Origin of the sequence: Caballeronia sp. SL2Y3, from assembly GCF_022879575.1 — a bacterium.
GTDB lineage: Bacteria > Pseudomonadota > Gammaproteobacteria > Burkholderiales > Burkholderiaceae > Caballeronia.
Genome location: NZ_CP084260.1, coordinates 529,615 through 549,414 on the forward strand (window position 1 = coordinate 529,615; position 19,800 = coordinate 549,414).

Genomic DNA, 19,800 nt, shown 5'->3' on the forward strand with positions numbered 1-19,800 from the left:
CGCGCTTCCCCGCCTCATCGCCTGAACAGCGCCCGCTCATGCCATCGCCTCGTTCAGAAAGCCCTTGAGCATGTCGAGCGTATCCGCGTCGTCGATGCCCTTATCCGTCCGCCAGCGCAACATGCGCGGGAAACGCACCGCGATGCCCGACTTGTGGCGCGGGCTCGCCTGAATGCCTTCGAAGCCGATTTCGAAGACGAGCGTCGGCGTCAGGCTGCGCACCGGCCCGAACTTCTCGACGGTCGTCTTGCGCACGATGGCATCGACCTGGCGCATCTCCTCGTCGGTCAGGCCCGAGTACGCCTTCGCGAACGGCACCAGCGTGCGCACGCCGTCCGCTTCGTCCCAGACGGCGAAGGTGAAATCCGTGTAGAGGCTCGCGCGCCGGCCGTGGCCCGGCTGCGCGTAGAGGAGCACGGCATCGACGGAATACGGGTCGATCTTCCACTTCCACCACGTCCCGGACGCCTTCGTGCGGCCGACGCCGTACATCGACGCGCGCTCCTTCAACATCAGCCCTTCGACACCGCGCGCCCGGCTCTCGTCGCGCAATGCGGCTAGCGCGTCCCAGTCCGCAGCTTCGACCACGGGCGACACGCGCAGCAGATCGACCGCGAGCGTCGATGAAAGCGTATGCGCGAGCGCATCGAGCTTCGCGCGGCGCGCGTGCAGCGGCTCGGTGCGCAGGTCGCGTCCATCGGCTTCGAGCAGATCGTAGGCGAGCAGCGCAGCGGGGGAATCGGCGAGCACTTTCTTCGTCAGCGACTTGCGCGTGATGCGCGGCTGAAGGCGCGCGAACGGCAGCGGCATGGTCGCGCCGGGCTCCCACGCGAGAATTTCGCCGTCGATCACCGTGCCGTCGGGCAGCGCCGCGCCGAGCGACGCGAGTTCCGGAAAGCGTTCGGTCAGCAGGTCCTCGCCGCGCGACCAGATCCACACGCGGCCGCTGCGCTTCACGAGTTGCGCGCGAATGCCGTCCCACTTCCATTCGGCGATCCACTCGGCGGGCGCGCCGAGCGTCGCCGGATCGGCCTGCAACGGATGCGCGAGAAAAAACGGATACGGCAAGCCGACGTCGCTCTCAAGCGGCGTGTCGATGTCGTCGCCCTCGGCCGCCGGCGCGATCAGCCGGAGATAGCGCGCGGCGCTCGGCGCCTGCCGCGAATCGGTCCAGCCGACCATGCGTTGCGCGATGCGCTTGTGATCCACGCCCGCCACGTGCGCGAGCGCGCGCACGACGAGTTGCCGCGCCACGCCCACGCGAAAGCCGCCGCCGATCAGCTTGGTCAGCAGGAAGCGCTCGCTCCAGTTCAACTCGTCCCAATAGCCGAGCATGCGCTCGCGCAGCTCCACGGGATTCGCGCCGCGCAGCGTCAGCACACGATCCTCGATCCATTGCGCGAGGCCCAGCTCCGATTCGCGCTGCGGCGGCGGCAGCACGTGCGCGATGGTTTCCGCGAGATCGCCGACCGCCTGATACGACTCTTCGAAGAGCCATTCCGGCAAGCCCGCGCGCTCGCGTGCGAATTCGATCAGAAGACGCGTCGGCACCGACTGGCGCGGCTTGCCGCCCGCGAGAAAGTACGAGGCCCACGCCGCGTCTTCCGGTTCCGCGCCCGAGAAATACGCGATCAGCGCCTCGAGCTTTTCGTTGGTCGAGGTCGTCGCGTCGAGCGCGGCATAGAGCGTCGCGAAGCGTCTCATTGCGACGGCGTCTCCGTCGTGGTTTCGGTGGCCGTGTCGGCTTCGATCGCGTCGTCGCCGTATTCGGTCTTGAACGCGCCCGCGTCGAGCCCTTGCTCGCAGAGCCAGCGCACCATCGGCTCTATTTGGCCGTGCGTGACGATCACGCGTTCTGCGCCCGTCGCGCCGATGGCAGTTTGCAGACCGGGCCAGTCCGCGTGATCCGACAGCACGAAGCCGCGATCGACGCCCTTGCGCCGCCGCGTGCCGCGCAGGCGCATCCAGCCGGAGGCGAAGGCATCGCTGTAATCGCCGAAGCGGCGCATCCACGTGCTGCCCTGCGCGGACGGCGGCGCGACGATCAGCGCGCCCTGAAACGCAGCCTTGTCGCGCGCGGCGATTTCGCTGACGAGCCGCGTGTCGGGCAGCGCGACGCCCGATTCGCGGTACGCGCGATTGAGCGGCTCCACCGCGCCGTGACAGAAGATCGGGCCGATGCCCGCGTCGATGCCCGCCAAGAGCCGCTGCGCCTTGCCGAACGAATAGCAGAAGAGCACCGACGCACGTCCTTCTGCCGCGTTGTGCCGCCACCATGAGTCGATGCCTTCGAACACGGCGCGCGACGGTTCCCATCGGTAGATCGGCAGGCCGAAGGTCGATTCGGTGATGAAGGTATCGCAGCGGACGGGCTCGAACGGCGCGCAGGTCGGATCGGGCTCGACCTTGTAATCGCCGGACGCGACCCATACGCGCCCGCCGAGCTCCACGCGCACTTGCGCCGAGCCGAGCACATGGCCCGCCGGATGCAGCGACACCCGCACGCCGTTCACGTCGATGCGCTCGCCGTAAGCCAGCCCTTGCACGTCGATGCCCGGCAGCCGCGAGAGCAGCACGCCGAGCCCCGCTTCGGCCGTGAGATAGCGCGCGTGGCCGAAGCGCGCGTGATCGGCATGGGCGTGCGTGATGACCGCGCGCTCGACGGGCCGCCACGGGTCGATATAGAAGTTGCCCGGCGGACAGTACAGGCCCTCGGGACGCGCGACGATGAGATCGGCGGATGTGTTCACGGGTTTTTCGGTCGTGCTCCTGAGAAGTGTCGTGCAGGCAACAAAGCACGTGACATGCCCGTCACGGCGCTTTCACGAACAGCGACTACGGTGTAAAAGGTTTGTTCAGCATCGTCTTATTTTCGTTTGAGACCGAAGGAGCCGGTTCGAGCCGCGAGGCTCGTTGCAATGCCTTGTCTCACGTGATCTTCCGCTGGTGTTTTGGAATGAAGCCGAATATGGACACGATGGTTGCGTCGACTGCCGCAGAGGCGGTCTGGATTGTCAGGCTCAGGAGCCATCCGCAGTATGACTTCGTGCGCCTGAAGCGGGTGTTCGCCGAGCCCGGTTCGCGCCATCAGGTCGTGCTGGTGGATGTGAAGCGGCTCTTGCAATGCGCCGACCGCGACGACACCGACTACGTGCTCAAGGCCGTCGACGACTGGCACGCGGGCAAGGTGCGCGGCATCCGCGAATTCCTCGACCCGGACAACCCGCGCGTGCCCGAAATGCCGTACGTGACCATCAGCGTGCGGCGCGCGGAAGGCTTGCTCGGGCTGATCGGCGTGCATCGGCAGGGCGTCGTCGCGTTTCGCAACGGCCAGCATCGCGCGCGGTACATGGCGCACGCCGGCGCCCTTTGCATGCCGGTGGAAGTGCACGAGCGCGAGGCCGATCTGCTGCGCGCGATGTGCGCGGCGCCTGGCGATGCAGTCGCGGAGTACGGCGAGGTTTGATGCCTGAGTGATGCCTGAGCGATGTATCACGCAGGCGGCGCGTCGACGACATTGCGCGGCGCGCCGTCCGCCCACGCTTTCACGTTGCCGAGCGTCGTCGTCGCGATTTCGATGAGCGCCTCGCGCGTGAAGAACGCCTGATGCGCGGTGATGATGACGTTCGGAAACGTGAGCAGCCGCGCGAGCACGTCGTCCTGCAAGAGGTGATCCGAGTGGTCCTCGAAGAAGAGGCCGCCTTCTTCCTCGTACACGTCGAGCCCCAGATGCCCGAGCTGGCCGCTCTTGAGCGCGCCGATGAGCGCGTTGCTTTCGACGAGCCCGCCGCGCCCGGTGTTGATGAGCATGGCGCCGCGCTTCATGCTGGCGAGCGCGCGTTCGTCGATCAGGTGATACGTCGACGGCAGAAGCGGGCAGTGCAGCGACACGATGTCCGAGTTCGCGAGTAGCTCGTCGAGGAAGTTGATCGAAGACGGAGCGGGCGAAGATTTTATTAATCGACGCATTGCGACTTCAACGGCGAGTTTCTCGACTCAGTCGTCATTTCGATATTCGTGCGGCCAGGCGTGATATTCGCAATGCCGAAAGGATGAACCGACTCATGCTATGGCGCCTGCTCGCGGCACAACCTGAAATCGCGCTTTTCGCGAGTCTCGCTATTGGCTTCTTTATCGGCTCGTTCAAGTTCGGCCCCATACAGCTTGGCGGTGTCTGCGGCACGCTGATCGTCGCGCTGATTCTCGGTCAAAGCGGCGCGCGCATATCGCCGGATCTGAAAAACATTGCCTTCGCGCTGTTCATTTTCGCGCTCGGTTTTACGGGTGGTCCGCAGTTTTTCGCGAACATCGGGCGCGGCTGGCGGTACGCCGCGCTTTCGCTTGTCGAGGTCATCGTCGTGGTCGCGCTCGTGCTCGGCATCGCGGCGATGCTCAAGCTCGATCCGGGTACGGCCGCCGGCCTGCTCGCGGGCGGCGCGACGGAATCCGCGGTGATCGGCACGGCGTCCGAGGCGGTCGCGCGGCTCGGCTTGTCCGCGGCCGACACTGCGCGCCTTCAGGCGAATATCGTCACCGCGTACAGCGTCAGCTATCTCTTCGGGCTCGTGACGATCGTGCTTTTCGCGAGCCAGTTCGCGCCGCTCATTCTGCGCGTGAACCTGCGGGATGAAGCCGAGCGCGTCTGGCGCAAGCTCGGCGGCGACGGCGCGCTCGGCGAAGGGCAGACGCCCGCCATCATGCCGCTCGCCGGGCGCGAGCTGAAGGTGACGGCCGCGGCCGGCAGCAGCATCGGTGAGCTTGAAAAGCGCTTCGGCCACAACATCAGCGTGCAGCGCGTGGTGCGCGACCGCTCCGTCATCAAAGGACAGCCTTCGGTGACGCTGAAGGCGGGCGATCGCATCGTGATCGCGGGGCGGCGCGAGGCGCTCGTCGAAGCCATTCCGTGGATTGGCGAGGAAGTGTTCAACGGCGGCGGCTCCGATTACTTCGTCGAAAAGGTCGACGTGATGCTCACGAACCGCGCGCTGCACGGACTCACGCTCGCGCAGGCGCGCGCCCGCGCGAATCCGGCGGATGGGCGCGGCGTGTTCGTCGCGGCCGTGACGCGTCTCGACAGCACGGTGCCCGCGCTGCCCGGCACGCAGGTGCAGCGCGGCGACGTGCTCACGCTCGTCGGGAGCAAGGAAGACGTGACGCGCGGCGCGGCGAAGCTCGGCTACATCGTTCGCGCGACGCAGAAGACGGACTTCGTGTTCGTCGGGCTCGGCGTGCTGGTCGGCATCGGAGTCGGGCGGCTGTCGGCGCATGTCGGCGGCATCGACTTGTCGCTCGGCACTGGCGGCGGCTGTCTGCTGGCGGGGCTCGTGTTCGGCTGGATCCGCTCGCGCTATCCGGTCATCGGCTCGTTGCCGTCCGCGGCGGCGCAGATTTTGAAGGACTTCGGGCTATGCACCTTCATCGCAGCGGTCGGCCTTTCGGCGGGCGCGGACGCGCTGCGGCTGATCCGCGAATTCGGCATCGCGCTGCCGCTGGCGGGCATCGTCATCACGCTCGTGCCGGCGCTTGCGTCGCTCTTCGTCGGGCGCGTGCTGCTCAGGCTCGACGTGCCGATGCTGCTCGGCGCGATCGCGGGCCAGCAGTGCAGCACGCCCGCGATCAGCGCGCTCGTCGGCGTGACGGGCAACGCGACGCCCGTCATCGGCTACACCATCACCTACGCCATTTCCAACGTGCTGCTGCCGCTGCTCGGGCCGCTCGTCGTCGGACTGGTGAGCAGGCTCGGCTAGATCGACGCACATCGGGGGTTCAATGGACTGGCTCCACGCGATCTTCGCGAAGTCGCCCGAAACGGCGCTGTTTCTGTCGCTCGCGGCGGGCTATCTGATCGGCCAGATCAACTTCGGCAAGTTTCAGCTGGGCGGCGTCGGCGGCTCGCTCATTGCCGCGGTCGTCGTGAGCCAGGTCGGCGTGCAGATCGACAACGGCGTGAAGTCCGTCATGTTCGCCGTGTTCATCTATGCGGTCGGCTACGACTCGGGGCCGCAGTTCTTCAACTCGCTGAACCGGCAGACCTTGCGCGAGATCGCGATGGCCGTTTTTCTCGCGGTGACGGCGCTCGTCACCGTGATCGTCTGTGCGAAGGTGTTCGGCCTCAACAAAGGGCTCGCGGCGGGGCTGGCGGGCGGCGCGCTCACGCAATCCGCGATCATCGGCACGGCGGGCGACGCCATCGCGCGGCTCGGCCTGCCCGCTGCCGAAACGAAGGCGCTGCAGGGCGACGTGGCGATCGCCTACGCGGTGACGTACGTGTTCGGCTCGCTCGGCGCGATCATCGTGTGCGTGAACATCCTGCCGAAATTCATGGGGCAGAGTCTGAAGGACGCGTCGATCGAGGCCGAGAAGTCGCTCTCGGGCGATGCCGGTCCCGCGCCGGGGCAAGTTTCTGCGTTGCCGCCGCTCGTCGGGCGCGCGTATCGCGTGACGGCGGCAGGCGCGGCGGGACGCACGGTCGCGCAGATCGAGATGGCGCAGCACGACCTGATCACCGTCGAGCGCGTGCGGCGCGCGGGCCACGCACTGGAACCGCGCCCGGACGTGATGCTCGAAGCGGGCGATATCGTGCTCGTCGTCGGGCGGCGCGAAGTGATGGCCGGTGCGGCGTCGCACATCGGCGAGGAAGTCGCGGACAGCGACGGCATCAGCATCGTGATGCAAAAGCGCCAGGGCGTGTTCGCGCGGCGCGGCATGAATCACACGACGATCGCCGCCGTGCGCGCGACGGTCGACCGCGACATGCGCCACGGCGTCTATTTGCAGGCGATTTCGCGCGCCGGCATGCCGTTGCCGGTGCTGCCGGAAACGCGGCTCGAACATGGCGACGTGCTCACGTTCTACGGCTCGCCGCAGGACACGAAGCGCGCCGTCGACGCAGCCGGCTACGAGCTGCCGTACAGCAACAAGACCGATTTCATCTATATGGGCGTGGGCATCGTGGTCGGGCTTTTGCTCGGGCTCGTCGTCGTGCGCGTGGGCGGCATTCCGATCACGCTCGGCTCGGGCGGCGGCTGCCTGCTCGCGGGCCTCGTCTTTGGCTGGATGCGCGGCAAGCATCCGATGTACGGCGTGATGCCGCCCGCCGCGTCGCAGTTGCTGAAGGACTTCGGGCTCGCGGCGTTCGTCGCGGTGGTCGGGCTGAACTCCGGCTTGCAGGCCGTCGTCACCGTGAAGCAAAGCGGCCTCACCATCTTCCTGCTCGGCGTCTTCGTCACGCTGTTTCCGCTTCTGTTGACGATGCTCTTCGGCCGCTACGTGCTGCGCTACGACAACGCAGCGGTGTTCGCGGGCGCGCTGTCCGGTTCGCGCAGCGCGAATCCGGCGTTCGGCGGCGTGCTCGACAAGGCGGAAAGCCCGGTGCCGACGGCCGCCTTCGCGGTGACGTATGCGCTCGCAAACGTGCTCCTGACGCTGCTCGGGCCGCTCGTGGTCGGGCTGGTGTAGGGGCTGGTGTAACGGCTGGCGTAGTGGCTGGCGTGGCGGCTCGGGCGTGCTCCTTGCGCCATAATTGGCGGGCGAACAAGGAGGCATTTCATGGCGAATACCATACCCGTCGTCACGCTGCCCGACGGCGAAGCGATCCCGAAGCTCGGCCAGGGCACCTGGGAAATGGGCGAGCGCCCGAACGCGCGCAAGGCGGAAATCGCGGCGCTGCGTGAGGGCGTCGAACTGGGGATGACGCTCATCGACACCGCCGAGATGTACGGCGACGGCGAGAGCGAGAAGCTCATCGCCGAGGCGCTGTCGGACGTACGCGACGACGTGTTCATCGTGAGCAAGGTGTATCCGCACAACGGCAGCGAGCGCGGCGTGCAGGCGGCGTGTGAGCGGAGTCTGAAGCGGCTGAAAACCGATCGCATCGACTTGTACTTGCTGCACTGGCGCGGCGGCGAAGACTTGCAGGGCGTCGTGGCGGGCTTCGAGAAGCTGCGGCGCGACGGCAAGATTCGGCATTGGGGCGTGAGCAATTTCGACACCGACGACATGGAGGAGCTTTTCTCGCTCGATGGCGGCGATGCCTGCGCGACGGATCAGATTCTTTATAACGTCGCGCGACGCGGGCCGGAGTTCGACTTGCTGCCGTGGCTGCGCGAACGCCGGCTGCCCGCGATGGCGTACAGCCCGGTCGATCATGCGCGGCTGCCGCGCGGCGGGGTGCTTGCGAAGATCGCGGCGGCGCGCGGCGTGTCGGCGTTTCAGGTGGCGCTGGCGTGGGTGCTGCAACAGCCAGGTGTGTTCGCGATTCCGAAGGCCGCGGATGTCGCGCATGTGCGGGAGAATCGCGCGGCGGTGGAGTTGCGGTTGTCGGCGGAGGAGCTGGCGCAGATCGATGGGGAGTTCCGGCCGCCCACGAGAAAGAGGGGGTTGGAGATGCTCTAGAGGCGATATCGCCGTTGCGGAAGAACAGCAGCGAGCAGAATAGTTTGTCCTCCCGACTATTGCTCGCTGGCTGTGGTGAGACGTGATTGCCTCAGCGGGCCTTCCAGCGCCCGCTAACCGCTCCTACTCACGAACACGCATGATGCGCATGCACCGACCCGAGCACCGCCACTTCGGCGGGCGTGCGCCTGAGATCCGCCTCACTGACCTGCTTGGCGTCCGCGAGAAAATCATCGACGATCGACGACACCGTCGTATCCGTCAAACACAGCGACACGCGCCGCGTTTCGTTCGCCGGCATCGACGCGCGTTGCGACAGGAACAGCACGCCGTACTGATACCCGCGCACGATGCCCCGCACCGCGCCGACGCATTGTCCCTGCGCGGCGTTGTCGCCTTTCTGGCCGCACTGCTGCGCGAGCGACCACGCGGAAAAGCTCGGATCGGATGCGCCGGGCGTCGGCGCGGATTGCGCGTGGGCGGCCGTGGCTGCGCAAAGCGCGAGAGAAGCGGCGAGCGAGAGAGCGCGTTTCATCGTGGGTATCCTCTTGTATGAACGTTGAACCGTTGAGAGGCGACGAGAGCGCGTTTGGTTCCGGCGGCTTGCTTCAGGTCACGTTTTCGCGCGATCGCAGCGCCCGCAGTTCGGCCACCGGAATATGGCAATGGATCACGTGGCCGTTTCCGGCATCGCGGCTGGGCGGCGTCTCGCGCTCGCAAATCTCGCCGATCTTGCGCGGACATCGCGTGTGAAACACGCAGCCCGACGGCGGATTCGCCGCGCTCGGCAACTCGCCCGACAGCCGGATGCGCTGATGCGCCGCGTGCGCGTCGTCGAGCGATGGCGCCGACGACAGCAACGCTTCGGTGTACGGATGCTGCGGGCCGTCGAACACATCGGCGGCGCGGCCGATTTCCATGATGCGCCCGAGATACAGCACGGCGATGCGGTCCGACAGATAGCGCACCACATGCAGATCGTGCGAGATGAACACATAGCTCACGCGCCGCTCGCGCTGCAAATCCGCGAGCAGATTCAAAATCGCGGCCTGCACGGAGACATCGAGCGCGGAAGTCGGCTCGTCGCAGACGACCACGCGCGGATCGCCCGCGAAGGCGCGCGCAATCGCGACGCGCTGCTTGAGCCCGCCCGACAGTTGCCGCGTGCGCGAGCCGAGATAACGCTCGGGCAGCCGCACCGCTTCGGTCAGCGTGTGCAGGCGCCGCTCCTTCGCTTCGCCGTGCAGCGCGCCGAGCTTCGCGAGCGACCGCGCAATGAGCCTGCGCACCGAATGCGCGCGGTTCAGCGCCGAATCCGGATTCTGGAAGACGATCTGCAGCGACTTGACCTGCTCGCCGCTGCGCCGCGTGACGCGCTCGGCGAGGCGCTGGCCGTCGAGTTCGAGCGTCGCGCCTTCATCCGGCGAGACGAGGCCGAGCAGCAGTTTCGCGAGCGTCGTCTTGCCGCTGCCCGACTCGCCGACGAGCCCGAGCGTTTCGCCCTGCGCGAGATCGAGCGAGACATCGTGGACGGCGCGCACGTCTTCATCGCCGACGCGGAAGGTTTTCGAAACATGACGGGCCGACAGCGCGAGCGGGGCGTGCTCGCGCGGCGGCGCGGGCGGCGGCGTTTCGTCGGTCGAGCGGGGCAGAAGATGCGCGCGCTCGTGGTAATGACAGCGCGACATCTGGTCGCCGTGAAGCGATGCCACGCGATACGGCGGCGGCGCTTCCTTCACGCAGCGTTCGTCGGCCATCTTGCAGCGCGGCGCGAAGATGCAGCCTTGCACGACCGATCCCGGCAGCGGCAGCGAACCCGGAATCGTGTCGAGGCGGCCGGTTTCCTTCGTGCGCGTGCTCGTCGGCAGGCAGCGCAAGAGGCCGACCGTATACGGATGGCGCGGCTTCGCGAAGACGTCGGCGGTCGCGCCTTCTTCCACGAGCCGGCCCGCATACAGCACGCCGACGCGGTCGCACATGCGCCCGATCACCGCAAGGTTGTGGCTGATGAACAGCACCGCCGTGCCGAGTTCCGCGCGCAACTGGGCGATCAGATCGAGCACTTCGGCTTCGACGGTGGCATCGAGTCCGGTCGTCGGTTCGTCGAGAATGAGGAGTTCGGGATTGCACGCGAGCGCCATCGCGATCACGACGCGCTGCTGCATGCCGCCCGACAATTGATGCGGATAACTCTCCATCACCCGCTCCGGCGACGCGATGCGCACGTGGCGCAGCATGTCGGCGGTGCGGGCGAGCGCGTCGTCGGCGGAGGCGCCCGCCGCTTCGAATGCTTCGGACACCTGACGCGCGATCGTCAGCGATGGATTGAGCGCGCGCCCCGGGTCCTGATAGACCATCGACACGGCGTTGGCGCGCAGCACGCGAAGCGCTTCGGCGGGCAGCGCGGCGACGTCGTGTCCGCCGACCGTGATGCGGCCCGCTTTCACGCGGCCGTTGCGCGGCAGATAGCGCAGGATCGCGAGCGCGGCCGTCGATTTGCCGCAGCCCGATTCGCCGACGAGCCCGTACGCCTCGCCGCGCCGCACGCGCAGCGTCACGTCTTGCAGGACATCGCGGTCGTGCCAGCGCGTGCGGTACGAGACCGTCAGGCCGACGACCGTCAGCGCGTCCGTCTCGCTGCCCTTGGCCGCGCCGAACGCGGGGAAGGCCGATGGCGGCGGTCCGTTCATCGGTCGAGCACTCCTTGCACGGCATCCGCGACGAGATTCACCGCGACGACGAGCGATGCAATCGCCGCCGCGTCGAACACGACGGTCCACCACGCGCCGCCCGCCATCAGCGTGTAGCTTTCCGAGAGCGCCAAGCCCCAGTCGGCGGAAGGCGGCTGAATGCCGAAGCCGAGAAACGACAGCGTCGCGACCGCGAAGATCGCGTAACCGAGCCGCACCGTCGCTTCCACGATGATCGGCGGCAGCACGTTCGGCAGAATCTCCGCGAACATGATGTAGAACGCGTTCTCGCCGCGCAGTTGCGCCGCGAGCACGTAGTCGAGATGCCGCTCGCCGAGCACGGCGGCGCGGACCGTGCGCGCGGTGATCGGCGCGAAGGTGAGGCCGATCACGAGAATCACCGTCGTGTTGCTCGCGCCGACCGCGGCCAGCGCGAGCAGCGCCACGATCACGAGCGGCAGCGCGAGCAGCGCGTCGATCGCGCGGCCGACCACGGCATCCACCCAGCCGCCGAAATAGCCGACGACGAGCCCGAGCGCCGTGCCCGCCGCCGTGCCGAGCAGCGTCGCGAGCGGCGCAATGGTGAGAATGTCGCGCGAGCCGACGATCACGCGCGCGAATACATCGCGGCCGAGCTGGTCGGTGCCGAACCAGTGTTCGGCGGAAGGCGCGGTGAGCGAATTCAACGGGTCGGAGGCGTACGGGTCTTGCGGCGCGAGCCAGTGCCCGAAGAGCGCGCACGCGACCCAGAAGAGCAGGATCAGCACGCCGACATCGAACGTGGCCGAACGCACGAGCGCGCCGAGGGCGTCGAACCGCTTCGGTCCGAGGGCGGCGACCGTGCTCATCGCGCGCCTCCGGTGCGAAGGCGCGGATTGAGCACGACGTAGAGCGCATCCGCGATGAGATTCGCCGCCGTATAGATCACGCCGATGGTGAGCACGCCGGCTTCGAGCATCGGAAAGTCCTTCGCCTTCGCGGCGTTGTAGATGAGCGAGCCGATGCCCTGATAGTGAAAGAGCGTCTCCACGACGACGAGCCCGCCGATCATGTAGCCGAGCTGCGTCGCGGCGACCGTGATCGTCGGCAGCAGCGCATTGCGCAGCACGTGCCGCAGAATCACGACGCGGCGCGGCAAGCCCTTGAGAATCGCGGTGCGCGTGTAGTCGGCGTCGAGCGCCTCGACGGTGCCGGCGCGCGCCATCCGCGCGATATAGCCGAAGAACACGAAGACGAGCGGCAGCACCGGCAGAATCAGATGCTTCAGTTGCACGAGCGCGCTGGCATTGGCGGGCGCGCTCGCTTCGATCGGCAGCCATTGCAGCCATACGCCGAAGATCAGAATCAGCACGATGGACGACACGAACTCCGGCACGACCGTCGCCGTGAGTCCGCCGATGCTGATGAACCGGTCGATCCAGCGCCCCGCGTGCAGCGCCGCGTACACGCCGCCCGCGATGCCGAGCGGCACCACGACCACGAACGCGAGCGCGCCGAGCTTCGCCGAATTCCACAGCGCGCCGCCGATGAACGGCGCGACCGGCGCGCGAAACGCATACGACTCGCCCATGTCGCCGCACAGGAAGTGCGTGATCCAGCCGGTGTATTGCGTGAGAAGCGGCCGGTCCACGCCCAGTTGATGATTCAGCGCCGCGACGGCGCGCGCATCGGCGAGCGGGCCGAGAATCGCGCGGCCCACGTCGCCGGGCAAGAGCTGTCCGCCCGCGAAGACGATCATCGACAAAAGCCACAGCGTGACGAGCGCAAGCAGCACGCGCACGCCGACGAAGCGCAGCACGCGCCGCGCCTTCGCCGAGCCGTTGCGCTTGCCGCCGATGCGCGCCGGGGACGTGATCGTGCTCAAGCGGCCACCGTCGCGCGGTCGAACCACATCTGCGAAATGGCGTTGAAGCGCACGCCCGAGACGTTCGCGCGCGTGACGATCAACTGGTCGTAGAAGTACGGAATCACGACGGGCGTTTCGTCGAGCAGCAGGCGCTGAATCTGCCCGGAGAGCTTTTTTTGCGAGGCCACGTCGAGCGCCGCGACGAACTGCGCGACGAGCTTGTCGTATTCCGCGTTCTTGAAGTGCGCCGCGTTCCACGTGCCGCTGCTAGTGAGCGGCGCATTGAGAAACACGTTCGGCACGCCGCGATGCCCGTAGTCCGTAATGCCGAGCGGAGAATCGAGCCAATCGGACTTTCCGAAGGTGCCCGAGCCGTAATACAGATCCTGGCTCTCCACCTTCAGCGCGATGCGGATGCCGATTGCCTTGGCCGCGTTCTGCACGACCACGGCGAGATCGGGAATCTCCATGTACTTCTCGGTCGTGAGCGTGATGTCGAAGCCGTTGGCCACGCCCGCTTCGCTCATCAGCTGCTTCGCTTTCGCGATGTCGAGATGCCGCTGCGGCACGGTGAGATCGCTCGACGGAAAGACCGGCGCGAACGGGCTGTCGTTGCCGACCACCGCGCGCCCGCGGAACAGGCCCTTCACGATGACTTCGCGATTGATCGCGAGCGCGAGCGCCTGACGCACGCGCTTGTCCTTGAACGCGCCCATGTCGCAGCGCATGTGAATCTGCCGATGCGAACTCGACTTCGCGCCGAGCACCTTGAACTGCGGGTTCGACAACATCGAGACGCCGCCCTGCACGGTGAAGTCGCCCATCACGTCGGCCTGGCGGCCTTGCATTGCGAGGAGTTGCGCCTGCTGGTCGGCGTAGAACGAGAACTGCACGCGGTCGGGCAGCGCCTTGTCGCCCCAGTAGTCCGGATTGCGCACGAACGACGCGCCGACCTTCGGCGTGTACTTTTCCAGCTTCAGCGCGCCCGTGCCCATGAACGACTTCTCGTACGGGCCGCTGAAGTTCGCGGGCAGGATCACCGCGTTGTAGTTGTCGGAGGAAACGTAGTACGGGAAATTGCCGTTCGGCGCGTCGAGATGGAACTCGACGGTGTGATCGTCGACCGCTTTCGCCGAATCCTTCGACAGCACGCCCTTCAGCACCGAGAGGGCAGCCGACCCCGCGCCCGGATCGGCCAGGCGGTTGAACGTAGCTGCGACGTCCTTCGCGGTCATGGGCTGGCCGTCGTGGAACTTGACATTCTGGCGCAGCTTGAATGTCCAGACATCGCCCGTCGCGTTCGACGACCACGAGAGCGCGAGGGCAGGGCGCAGCGTAAGCGTCTCGCTGTCGTCGTCGATCAGAAATTCGCCCGTCTGATTGATGAGCACGAGACCGGCTGCATCGGTGACGGTCAGCGGATCGACCGCGCCCGCCGGCGTCATGTGCGCGACGCGGATCGTGCCGCCGGGCTTGGCCGCACCCTGCGCGCGCGCCGCCGGCATGCCGAAAAGCCCGCCCGCAGTCAGCGCGAAGCCCAGCACGCTCGCGTGCCGCAGCAGTTCGCGCCGCGTGAGGCGGCCGGCCATGAACTCGTCGATCGCGTGATTGCCCAGCTCGCCCGCGTTGCCGCGCGCAAGCTCCAGGTGATGCGCGTCCGTCGATGCTTTCTTCATCGGTGATCGTTCCCTGTGCGTGTTGTCGTGTTGTCGCGTTGTCGCGTTGTCGCGTTGCCGTTGCGTGGCGCGCTTCGCCGATGAGACGCGAAGTCAGCGCGTCTCGGCGTGGTAGCAAGGAACGCGCCGCTTAGTTGGGCGGCGCCTCAATGCTTGTGCGGATGCTTGTGGATGGGATCGACCCAGAAGACTTCTTCCGGCGTTTCGACCGCGTCGATGTTCAGATTCACGACGACCGCTTCGTTGTCGCTGCGCACGAGCACGCATTCGAGCGGCTCGTCTGTGCTCGTGTTGATTTCCTGATGCGGCACGTACGGCGGCACGAAGATGAAATCGCCAGGACCGGCTTCTGCCGTGAATTCGAGGTGCTCGCCCCAGCGCATGCGCGCCTGGCCGCGCACGATGTAGATCACGCTTTCGAGCGCGCCGTGATGGTGCGCGCCGGTCTTCGCGTTCGGATGAATGGTGACCGTTCCCGCCCAGATCTTCTGCGCGCCGACGCGCGCCGCGTCGATGGCGGCCGCGCGGTTCATGCCCGGCGTCTGCGGCGTGTTGGTGTCGAGCTGATCGCCCTTGATGACCTTGACGCCGTTCTCGCGCCAATCGATATGATGTGCGTCGCTCATGGTGCCTCTGGTCTACAGATAGAAAAAGTCCGTTGCCGCCGACACCGCGCGAGCAACGGACTTCCGATATTACACGGCGAAGCGCCCAAAGCGGGCGGCGATCATTTCCCCTTCGAGTTGATGATCGCTTCCGACACGTTGTTCGGCGTCTCGGCGTAGTGCTTGAACTCCATCGTGTAGGTCGCGCGGCCTTGCGTCAGCGAGCGCAGCGACGTCGAGTAGCCGAACATTTCGGCAAGCGGCACTTCGGCGCGCACGATCTTGCCGCCGCCGCCCGCGATGTCCTCCATGCCCTGCACGATGCCGCGCCGGCTCGACAGGTCGCCCATCACGTTGCCCATGAACTCCTCGGGCGTTTCCACTTCGACGGCCATCGTGGGTTCGAGCAGCACGGGCTTCGCGCGGCGCATCGCTTCCTTGAAGGCCATCGAGCCGGCCATGCGGAACGCGTTTTCGTTCGAATCGACGTCGTGATAGGAGCCGAAGGTCAGCGTCACTTTCGTGTCGACGACCGGATAGCCCGCCAGCACGCCCGACTTGAGCGACTCCTGGATGCCCTTGTCCACCGCCGGAATGTACTCGCGCGGAATCACGCCGCCCTTGATGGCGTCGACGAATTCATAGCCCTTGCCCGGGTCCGGTTCCAGCGTGATGACCGCGTGCCCGTACTGGCCGCGCCCGCCGGACTGCTTAACGAACTTGCCTTCGACATCGGTCACCTTGTTGCGCACGGTTTCGCGATACGCGACCTGCGGCTTGCCGACCGTCGCCTCCACGCCGAACTCGCGCTTCATGCGGTCGACGAGAATTTCGAGGTGCAGCTCGCCCATGCCGGAGATGATCGTCTGGCCGGATTCCTCGTCGGTCGTGACGCGGAACGACGGGTCTTCCTGCGCCAGTCGATTGAGCGCGATGCCCATCTTCTCCTGGTCGGCTTTCGTCTTAGGCTCGACGGCCTGCGAGATCACCGGCTCCGGGAAGATCATTCGTTCCAGGATGATGATGTTGCCCGGATCGCACAGCGTGTCGCCGGTCGTCGCTTCCTTCAGGCCGACCGCCGCCGCGATATCGCCCGCGCGCACTTCCTTGATTTCCTTGCGCTCGTTCGCGTGCATCTGGAGGATGCGCCCAAGCCGCTCCTTCTTTTCCTTCACCGGGTTGTAGACCGTATCGCCGGAATTCACGACGCCCGAATACACGCGGAAGAAGATCAGCTGGCCGACGAACGGGTCGGTCATGATCTTGAAGGCGAGCGCGGAGAACGGCTCGTCGTCGCTCGGGTGGCGCTCCGCTTCCTGGTCGTCTTCGGTGTGGCCGAGAATCGCGGGCACATCCACCGGCGAGGGCAGATAGTCGATCACCGCGTCGAGCATGGCCTGCACGCCCTTGTTCTTGAACGCGCTGCCGCACAGCATCGGCACGATTTCGTTCGCGATGGTGCGCTTGCGCAGCGCCGTCTTGATCTCTTCTTCCGTCAGGCTTTCGTGGTCTTCCAGATATTTTTCGAGCAGTTCCTCGCTGGATTCCGCCGCGGCCTCGACCATCTTCTCGCGCCATTCGTGCGCGACGTCCTTGAGGTTGTCGGGGATGTCTTCGTACGTGAACTTGATGCCCTGGCTCTCGTCGTCCCAGACGATGGCCTTCATCTTCACGAGGTCGACCACGCCCTGGAAGTGCTCTTCCGCGCCGATCGGAATCTGGATCGGCACCGCGACGCCCTTCAGGCGCTCGCCGATTTGCCGCTGCACGCGGAAAAAGTCCGCGCCGACGCGATCCATCTTGTTGACGAACGCGATGCGCGGCACCTTGTACTTGTTCGCCTGACGCCACACGGTTTCGGACTGGGGCTGCACGCCGCCGACCGAGTCGTAGACCATGCAGGCGCCGTCGAGCACGCGCATGGAACGCTCGACTTCGATCGTGAAGTCGACGTGTCCCGGCGTATCGATGATGTTGATGCGATGTTCCGGATAATTGCCGGCCATGCCTTTCCAGAAGGCGGTCGTCGCGGCGGACGTGATCGTGATGCCGCGTTCCTGCTCCTGCTCCATCCAGTCCATCGTCGCCGCGCCGTCGTGAACCTCGCCGATCTTGTGCGTCACGCCGGTGTAGAAAAGGATGCGTTCGGTAGTGGTCGTTTTGCCGGCATCGATGTGGGCGCTAATACCGATATTGCGATAGCGCTCGATGGGAGTCTTGCGGGGCACGTGAACCTCCTGTGGGTAATTGCGACCGCAGTTAGGGCTTCGGCCCTTACTACGGTCTCATGCAAAGCTGTCGACCGCAGTTAGGGCTTTAGCCTCAATTGCGGTCCCATGCAATCTTTTTAGGATAGCGCGTAGACCAGCTTCTTGCAGGAATCTTGCCAGCCCTGCCGAACGTTGCGACAAACGGTTTCGGATTGTCCCTGCGCGCCCCGCGAGGGCGAAAAAAAACGGCGCGTCAGGCGACACGCCGTTTTTGTCGTTCATCCAGACTTGCGCTTACTGCACGCCCGGCAATCCCTTGATTTTCATGCCCGGCTTGATGCCCTTCGCCGTGAACCAGCCCTTGCTCATCTCGAGCGCATACACGCCGTTGTTGCGCGGGCAATGGTTATTCGTGGTTTCGGCATCCATTTCGTCGATGTCGGTGATCGTGCCGTCCGCGCGAATGAACGCGATCGACAGCGGGATCAGCGTGTTCTTCATCCAGAAGCAATGCACTGCGTTCTCGTCGAAGACGAAAAGCATGCCTTCGTTCGCCGCGAGTTGCGTGCGATACATGAGACCCTGCTCGCGATCGGCATCGTTGGCGGCTACGGCGGCGTCGATGACGAACATGCCGGCGGTGAGCTTCGCGCGTGGAAAGTCCGACGGCTGCTTCGCGCCGGGCGGCATCGTCTGAGCCTGCGCGAGCGAAAGCGCGGCGAGCGGCAGCAGAATCGCGACGAGGAGCGCGCGCAGTCGTCGAACGACACTCGCGCGGCGAATCGATTCAGCAAAAGAGAATGGCGCGCGCAACGCGCGCAGAGAATGCAACAGCGAATTCACACGATGCTCCTTGGAAAATCGATCGTCCACGCCAAGAAAAAACAGCAGCCCCGCGCATGTTACTTGAAGCGAGACGCGAATGTAAAAAGCGCGGGCAAAGGCAGCGGACGCAGTTCACGGCGCAAAACGAAAGGACGCAAAGGCCGGACGCAAAGACCGCACGCAAAGGCCGGATGCAAAACAAAAGGGCAGATTGCCATTCGGCGATCTGCCCTTTAACGCCGTGAAGACGGCGGTAATGCTCGTTTTTAGCTTCGCTATACCGCGTCTTACAACGAACTTACTGAGCTGCGGAAGCAGCTTCCGGTGCCGAAGCGGCAGCCTTGTGCGACTTCTTGTGCGAGTGCTTCTTGGCAGCCTTGTGAGCCGGAGCCGAAGCAGCCGAAGCAGCAGCCGGAGCAGCCGCTTCCGGAGCCGAAGCTTGTGCGAATGCAGCCGTTGCGAACAGGCCAGCGACGAGAGCAGCGATCAGTTTGTTCATTTGTGAATCCTCAGCTTGAGTTAATTAACCAAACGACCCGGTCATTGAGTCATGTCGGTAAACGAGCCATCCACCTTTCGGTTGACAGTCGTATCGGCAAAAACTCGATACGGCTGTGAACGCTTGTTCCTTTCAAAAAGCCTGGAGCACACAGGTTAATCGAAAGGGTGTTTCGTTCATGCCGGATAGCTTTGTGCGGCATCTGTGGCCCTTAACGCCTCGCCGAAAGAGTCGGTTGACGCAATTTCGCAGCGATTCACTGCCCAGATGCAAAAAATCTTCGCGGGTTGATACGCGGCTAATCGGCGCGTTTCACAAAAGCGCCCGGCGCGATACTTCAATGGCGATTCAACGCCCGGTTTTCCATGGCGATTGCGCCGGCACTTCGACGCTTTCGCCGGGCGCGAGTCCGAGCGAAAACACGTCGAGCGCGCCGATCGCCACGCGCACGAGCCGCAGCGTCGGAAAGCCGACCGCTGCCGTCATGCGCCGGACCTGGCGGTTCTTCCCTTCGGTGATGGCAAGTTCGATCCACGTCGTCGGGATGGCGGCGCGATAGCGGATCGGCGGATTGCGCGGCCACAGCCTTTCGATGTCGTGCTCCGCGACGAAAGCGGCCTTGCATGGCCGTGTCACGTAATCGCCGAGATCGACGCCCTTCGCGAGACGCGCGAGCGTTTCGTCGCCGGGCGCGCCTTCGACCTGCGCCCAATAACGCTTGACGAGCTTGTGGCGCGGCTCCGCGATGCGCGCCTGCAACGCGCCGTCGTCGGTGAGCAGAAGAAGGCCCTCGCTGTCCGCATCGAGCCGGCCCGCCGGATAGACGCCCGGCACCTTCACGAAGTCGCCGAGCGACGCGCGGGTTTCGTGCGCGGAGAACTGGCAGATCGTGCCGAACGGTTTATTCAGAGCGATGAGCGGCATCGGCAGACAAGCGGAACGGGTGGAAGGCGTGCACGCCGCGCGGCAAGGCGCCGGGGCGTGGATGCGGCATCTTAATGCATAATGGATCGCGATCCGTTTCTCTCACTGCCACGCCGGGCGAAGGGCCTGTC

16 protein-coding genes and 1 pseudogene are annotated in these 19,800 nt (G+C 65.7%); 4 read left to right on the top strand and 13 right to left on the bottom strand.

Annotated elements, in window-relative coordinates:
- Positions 1-36: 36 nt before the first annotated feature.
- On the bottom strand, positions 37-1,704 hold the full coding sequence (locus tag LDZ26_RS02500; protein WP_244848028.1) for an ATP-dependent DNA ligase: 1,668 nt from the start codon (positions 1,702-1,704) through the stop codon (positions 37-39).
- Positions 1,701-2,750, bottom strand: a complete 1,050-nt coding sequence (locus tag LDZ26_RS02505; protein ID WP_244848029.1) for a ligase-associated DNA damage response exonuclease — start codon at positions 2,748-2,750, stop codon at positions 1,701-1,703. The genes LDZ26_RS02500 and LDZ26_RS02505 overlap by 4 nt, the downstream gene beginning before the upstream one ends.
- A 218-nt stretch (positions 2,751-2,968) precedes the next feature.
- On the opposite strand from LDZ26_RS02505, the gene LDZ26_RS02510 reads away from it, so the two are divergent.
- Positions 2,969-3,466, top strand: coding sequence for a hypothetical protein (locus tag LDZ26_RS02510; RefSeq protein WP_244848030.1), 498 nt, complete (start codon positions 2,969-2,971; stop codon positions 3,464-3,466).
- A 26-nt stretch (positions 3,467-3,492) separates the two neighbouring features.
- On the opposite strand, the pseudogene LDZ26_RS02515 reads toward LDZ26_RS02510, so the two are convergent.
- A pseudogene (locus tag LDZ26_RS02515) lies at positions 3,493-3,921 on the bottom strand (NAD(P)-dependent oxidoreductase); the annotation flags it as partial.
- 143 nt (positions 3,922-4,064) lie between these two features.
- Between LDZ26_RS02515 and aspT (LDZ26_RS02520) the strand changes: the two are divergent.
- From aspT (LDZ26_RS02520) to LDZ26_RS02530, 3 genes are all read left to right on the top strand, one after another.
- Positions 4,065-5,747 carry an aspartate-alanine antiporter gene (gene aspT / locus LDZ26_RS02520; RefSeq protein ID WP_244848865.1) on the top strand — a complete coding sequence of 561 codons (1,683 nt, stop codon included), beginning with the start codon at positions 4,065-4,067 and terminating at the stop codon, positions 5,745-5,747.
- Positions 5,748-5,769: 22 nt separating this feature from the next.
- Positions 5,770-7,458 (top strand): aspartate-alanine antiporter, encoded by a 1,689-nt coding sequence (aspT, locus tag LDZ26_RS02525; protein ID WP_244848031.1) that lies wholly within the window; start codon positions 5,770-5,772, stop codon positions 7,456-7,458.
- A gap of 90 nt (positions 7,459-7,548) precedes the next feature.
- Positions 7,549-8,394, top strand: a complete 846-nt coding sequence (locus tag LDZ26_RS02530; RefSeq protein ID WP_244848032.1) for an aldo/keto reductase — start codon at positions 7,549-7,551, stop codon at positions 8,392-8,394.
- A 127-nt stretch (positions 8,395-8,521) separates the two neighbouring features.
- Here the strand turns inward: LDZ26_RS02530 and LDZ26_RS02535 are convergent, their stop codons facing one another.
- From LDZ26_RS02535 to LDZ26_RS02580, 10 genes are all read right to left on the bottom strand, one after another.
- Positions 8,522-8,929, bottom strand: a complete 408-nt coding sequence (locus tag LDZ26_RS02535) for a Rap1a/Tai family immunity protein (protein ID WP_206467681.1) — start codon at positions 8,927-8,929, stop codon at positions 8,522-8,524.
- Positions 8,930-9,002: 73 nt separating this feature from the next.
- Positions 9,003-11,084: an ABC transporter ATP-binding protein gene (locus LDZ26_RS02540; RefSeq protein WP_244848033.1), complete on the bottom strand. Its 2,082-nt coding sequence runs from the start codon at positions 11,082-11,084 to the stop codon at positions 9,003-9,005.
- Complete coding sequence (locus LDZ26_RS02545; RefSeq protein WP_244848034.1) at positions 11,081-11,932, bottom strand: ABC transporter permease; 852 nt, start codon at positions 11,930-11,932, stop codon at positions 11,081-11,083. Before LDZ26_RS02545 ends, LDZ26_RS02540 begins: the two co-directional genes overlap by 4 nt.
- Positions 11,929-12,948, bottom strand: a complete 1,020-nt coding sequence (locus LDZ26_RS02550; RefSeq protein ID WP_370650632.1) for an ABC transporter permease — start codon at positions 12,946-12,948, stop codon at positions 11,929-11,931. The genes LDZ26_RS02545 and LDZ26_RS02550 overlap by 4 nt, the downstream gene beginning before the upstream one ends.
- Complete coding sequence (locus tag LDZ26_RS02555) at positions 12,945-14,606, bottom strand: ABC transporter substrate-binding protein (RefSeq protein ID WP_244848035.1); 1,662 nt, start codon at positions 14,604-14,606, stop codon at positions 12,945-12,947. Before LDZ26_RS02555 ends, LDZ26_RS02550 begins: the two co-directional genes overlap by 4 nt.
- Before the next feature lie 146 nt (positions 14,607-14,752).
- Positions 14,753-15,232 (bottom strand): cupin domain-containing protein, encoded by a 480-nt coding sequence (locus tag LDZ26_RS02560; RefSeq protein WP_244848036.1) that lies wholly within the window; start codon positions 15,230-15,232, stop codon positions 14,753-14,755.
- A gap of 101 nt (positions 15,233-15,333) precedes the next feature.
- Positions 15,334-17,439: an elongation factor G gene (fusA, locus tag LDZ26_RS02565; protein ID WP_244848037.1), complete on the bottom strand. Its 2,106-nt coding sequence runs from the start codon at positions 17,437-17,439 to the stop codon at positions 15,334-15,336.
- Positions 17,440-17,715: 276 nt separating this feature from the next.
- Positions 17,716-18,177, bottom strand: a complete 462-nt coding sequence (locus tag LDZ26_RS02570; RefSeq protein ID WP_244848869.1) for a DUF192 domain-containing protein — start codon at positions 18,175-18,177, stop codon at positions 17,716-17,718.
- Positions 18,178-18,544: 367 nt separating this feature from the next.
- On the bottom strand, positions 18,545-18,745 hold the full coding sequence (locus tag LDZ26_RS02575; protein WP_244848038.1) for a hypothetical protein: 201 nt from the start codon (positions 18,743-18,745) through the stop codon (positions 18,545-18,547).
- A gap of 348 nt (positions 18,746-19,093) precedes the next feature.
- Entirely contained in the window at positions 19,094-19,669 is a 576-nt protein-coding gene (locus LDZ26_RS02580) for a pseudouridine synthase (RefSeq protein WP_244848039.1), read from the bottom strand.
- Positions 19,670-19,800 lie beyond the last annotated feature (131 nt).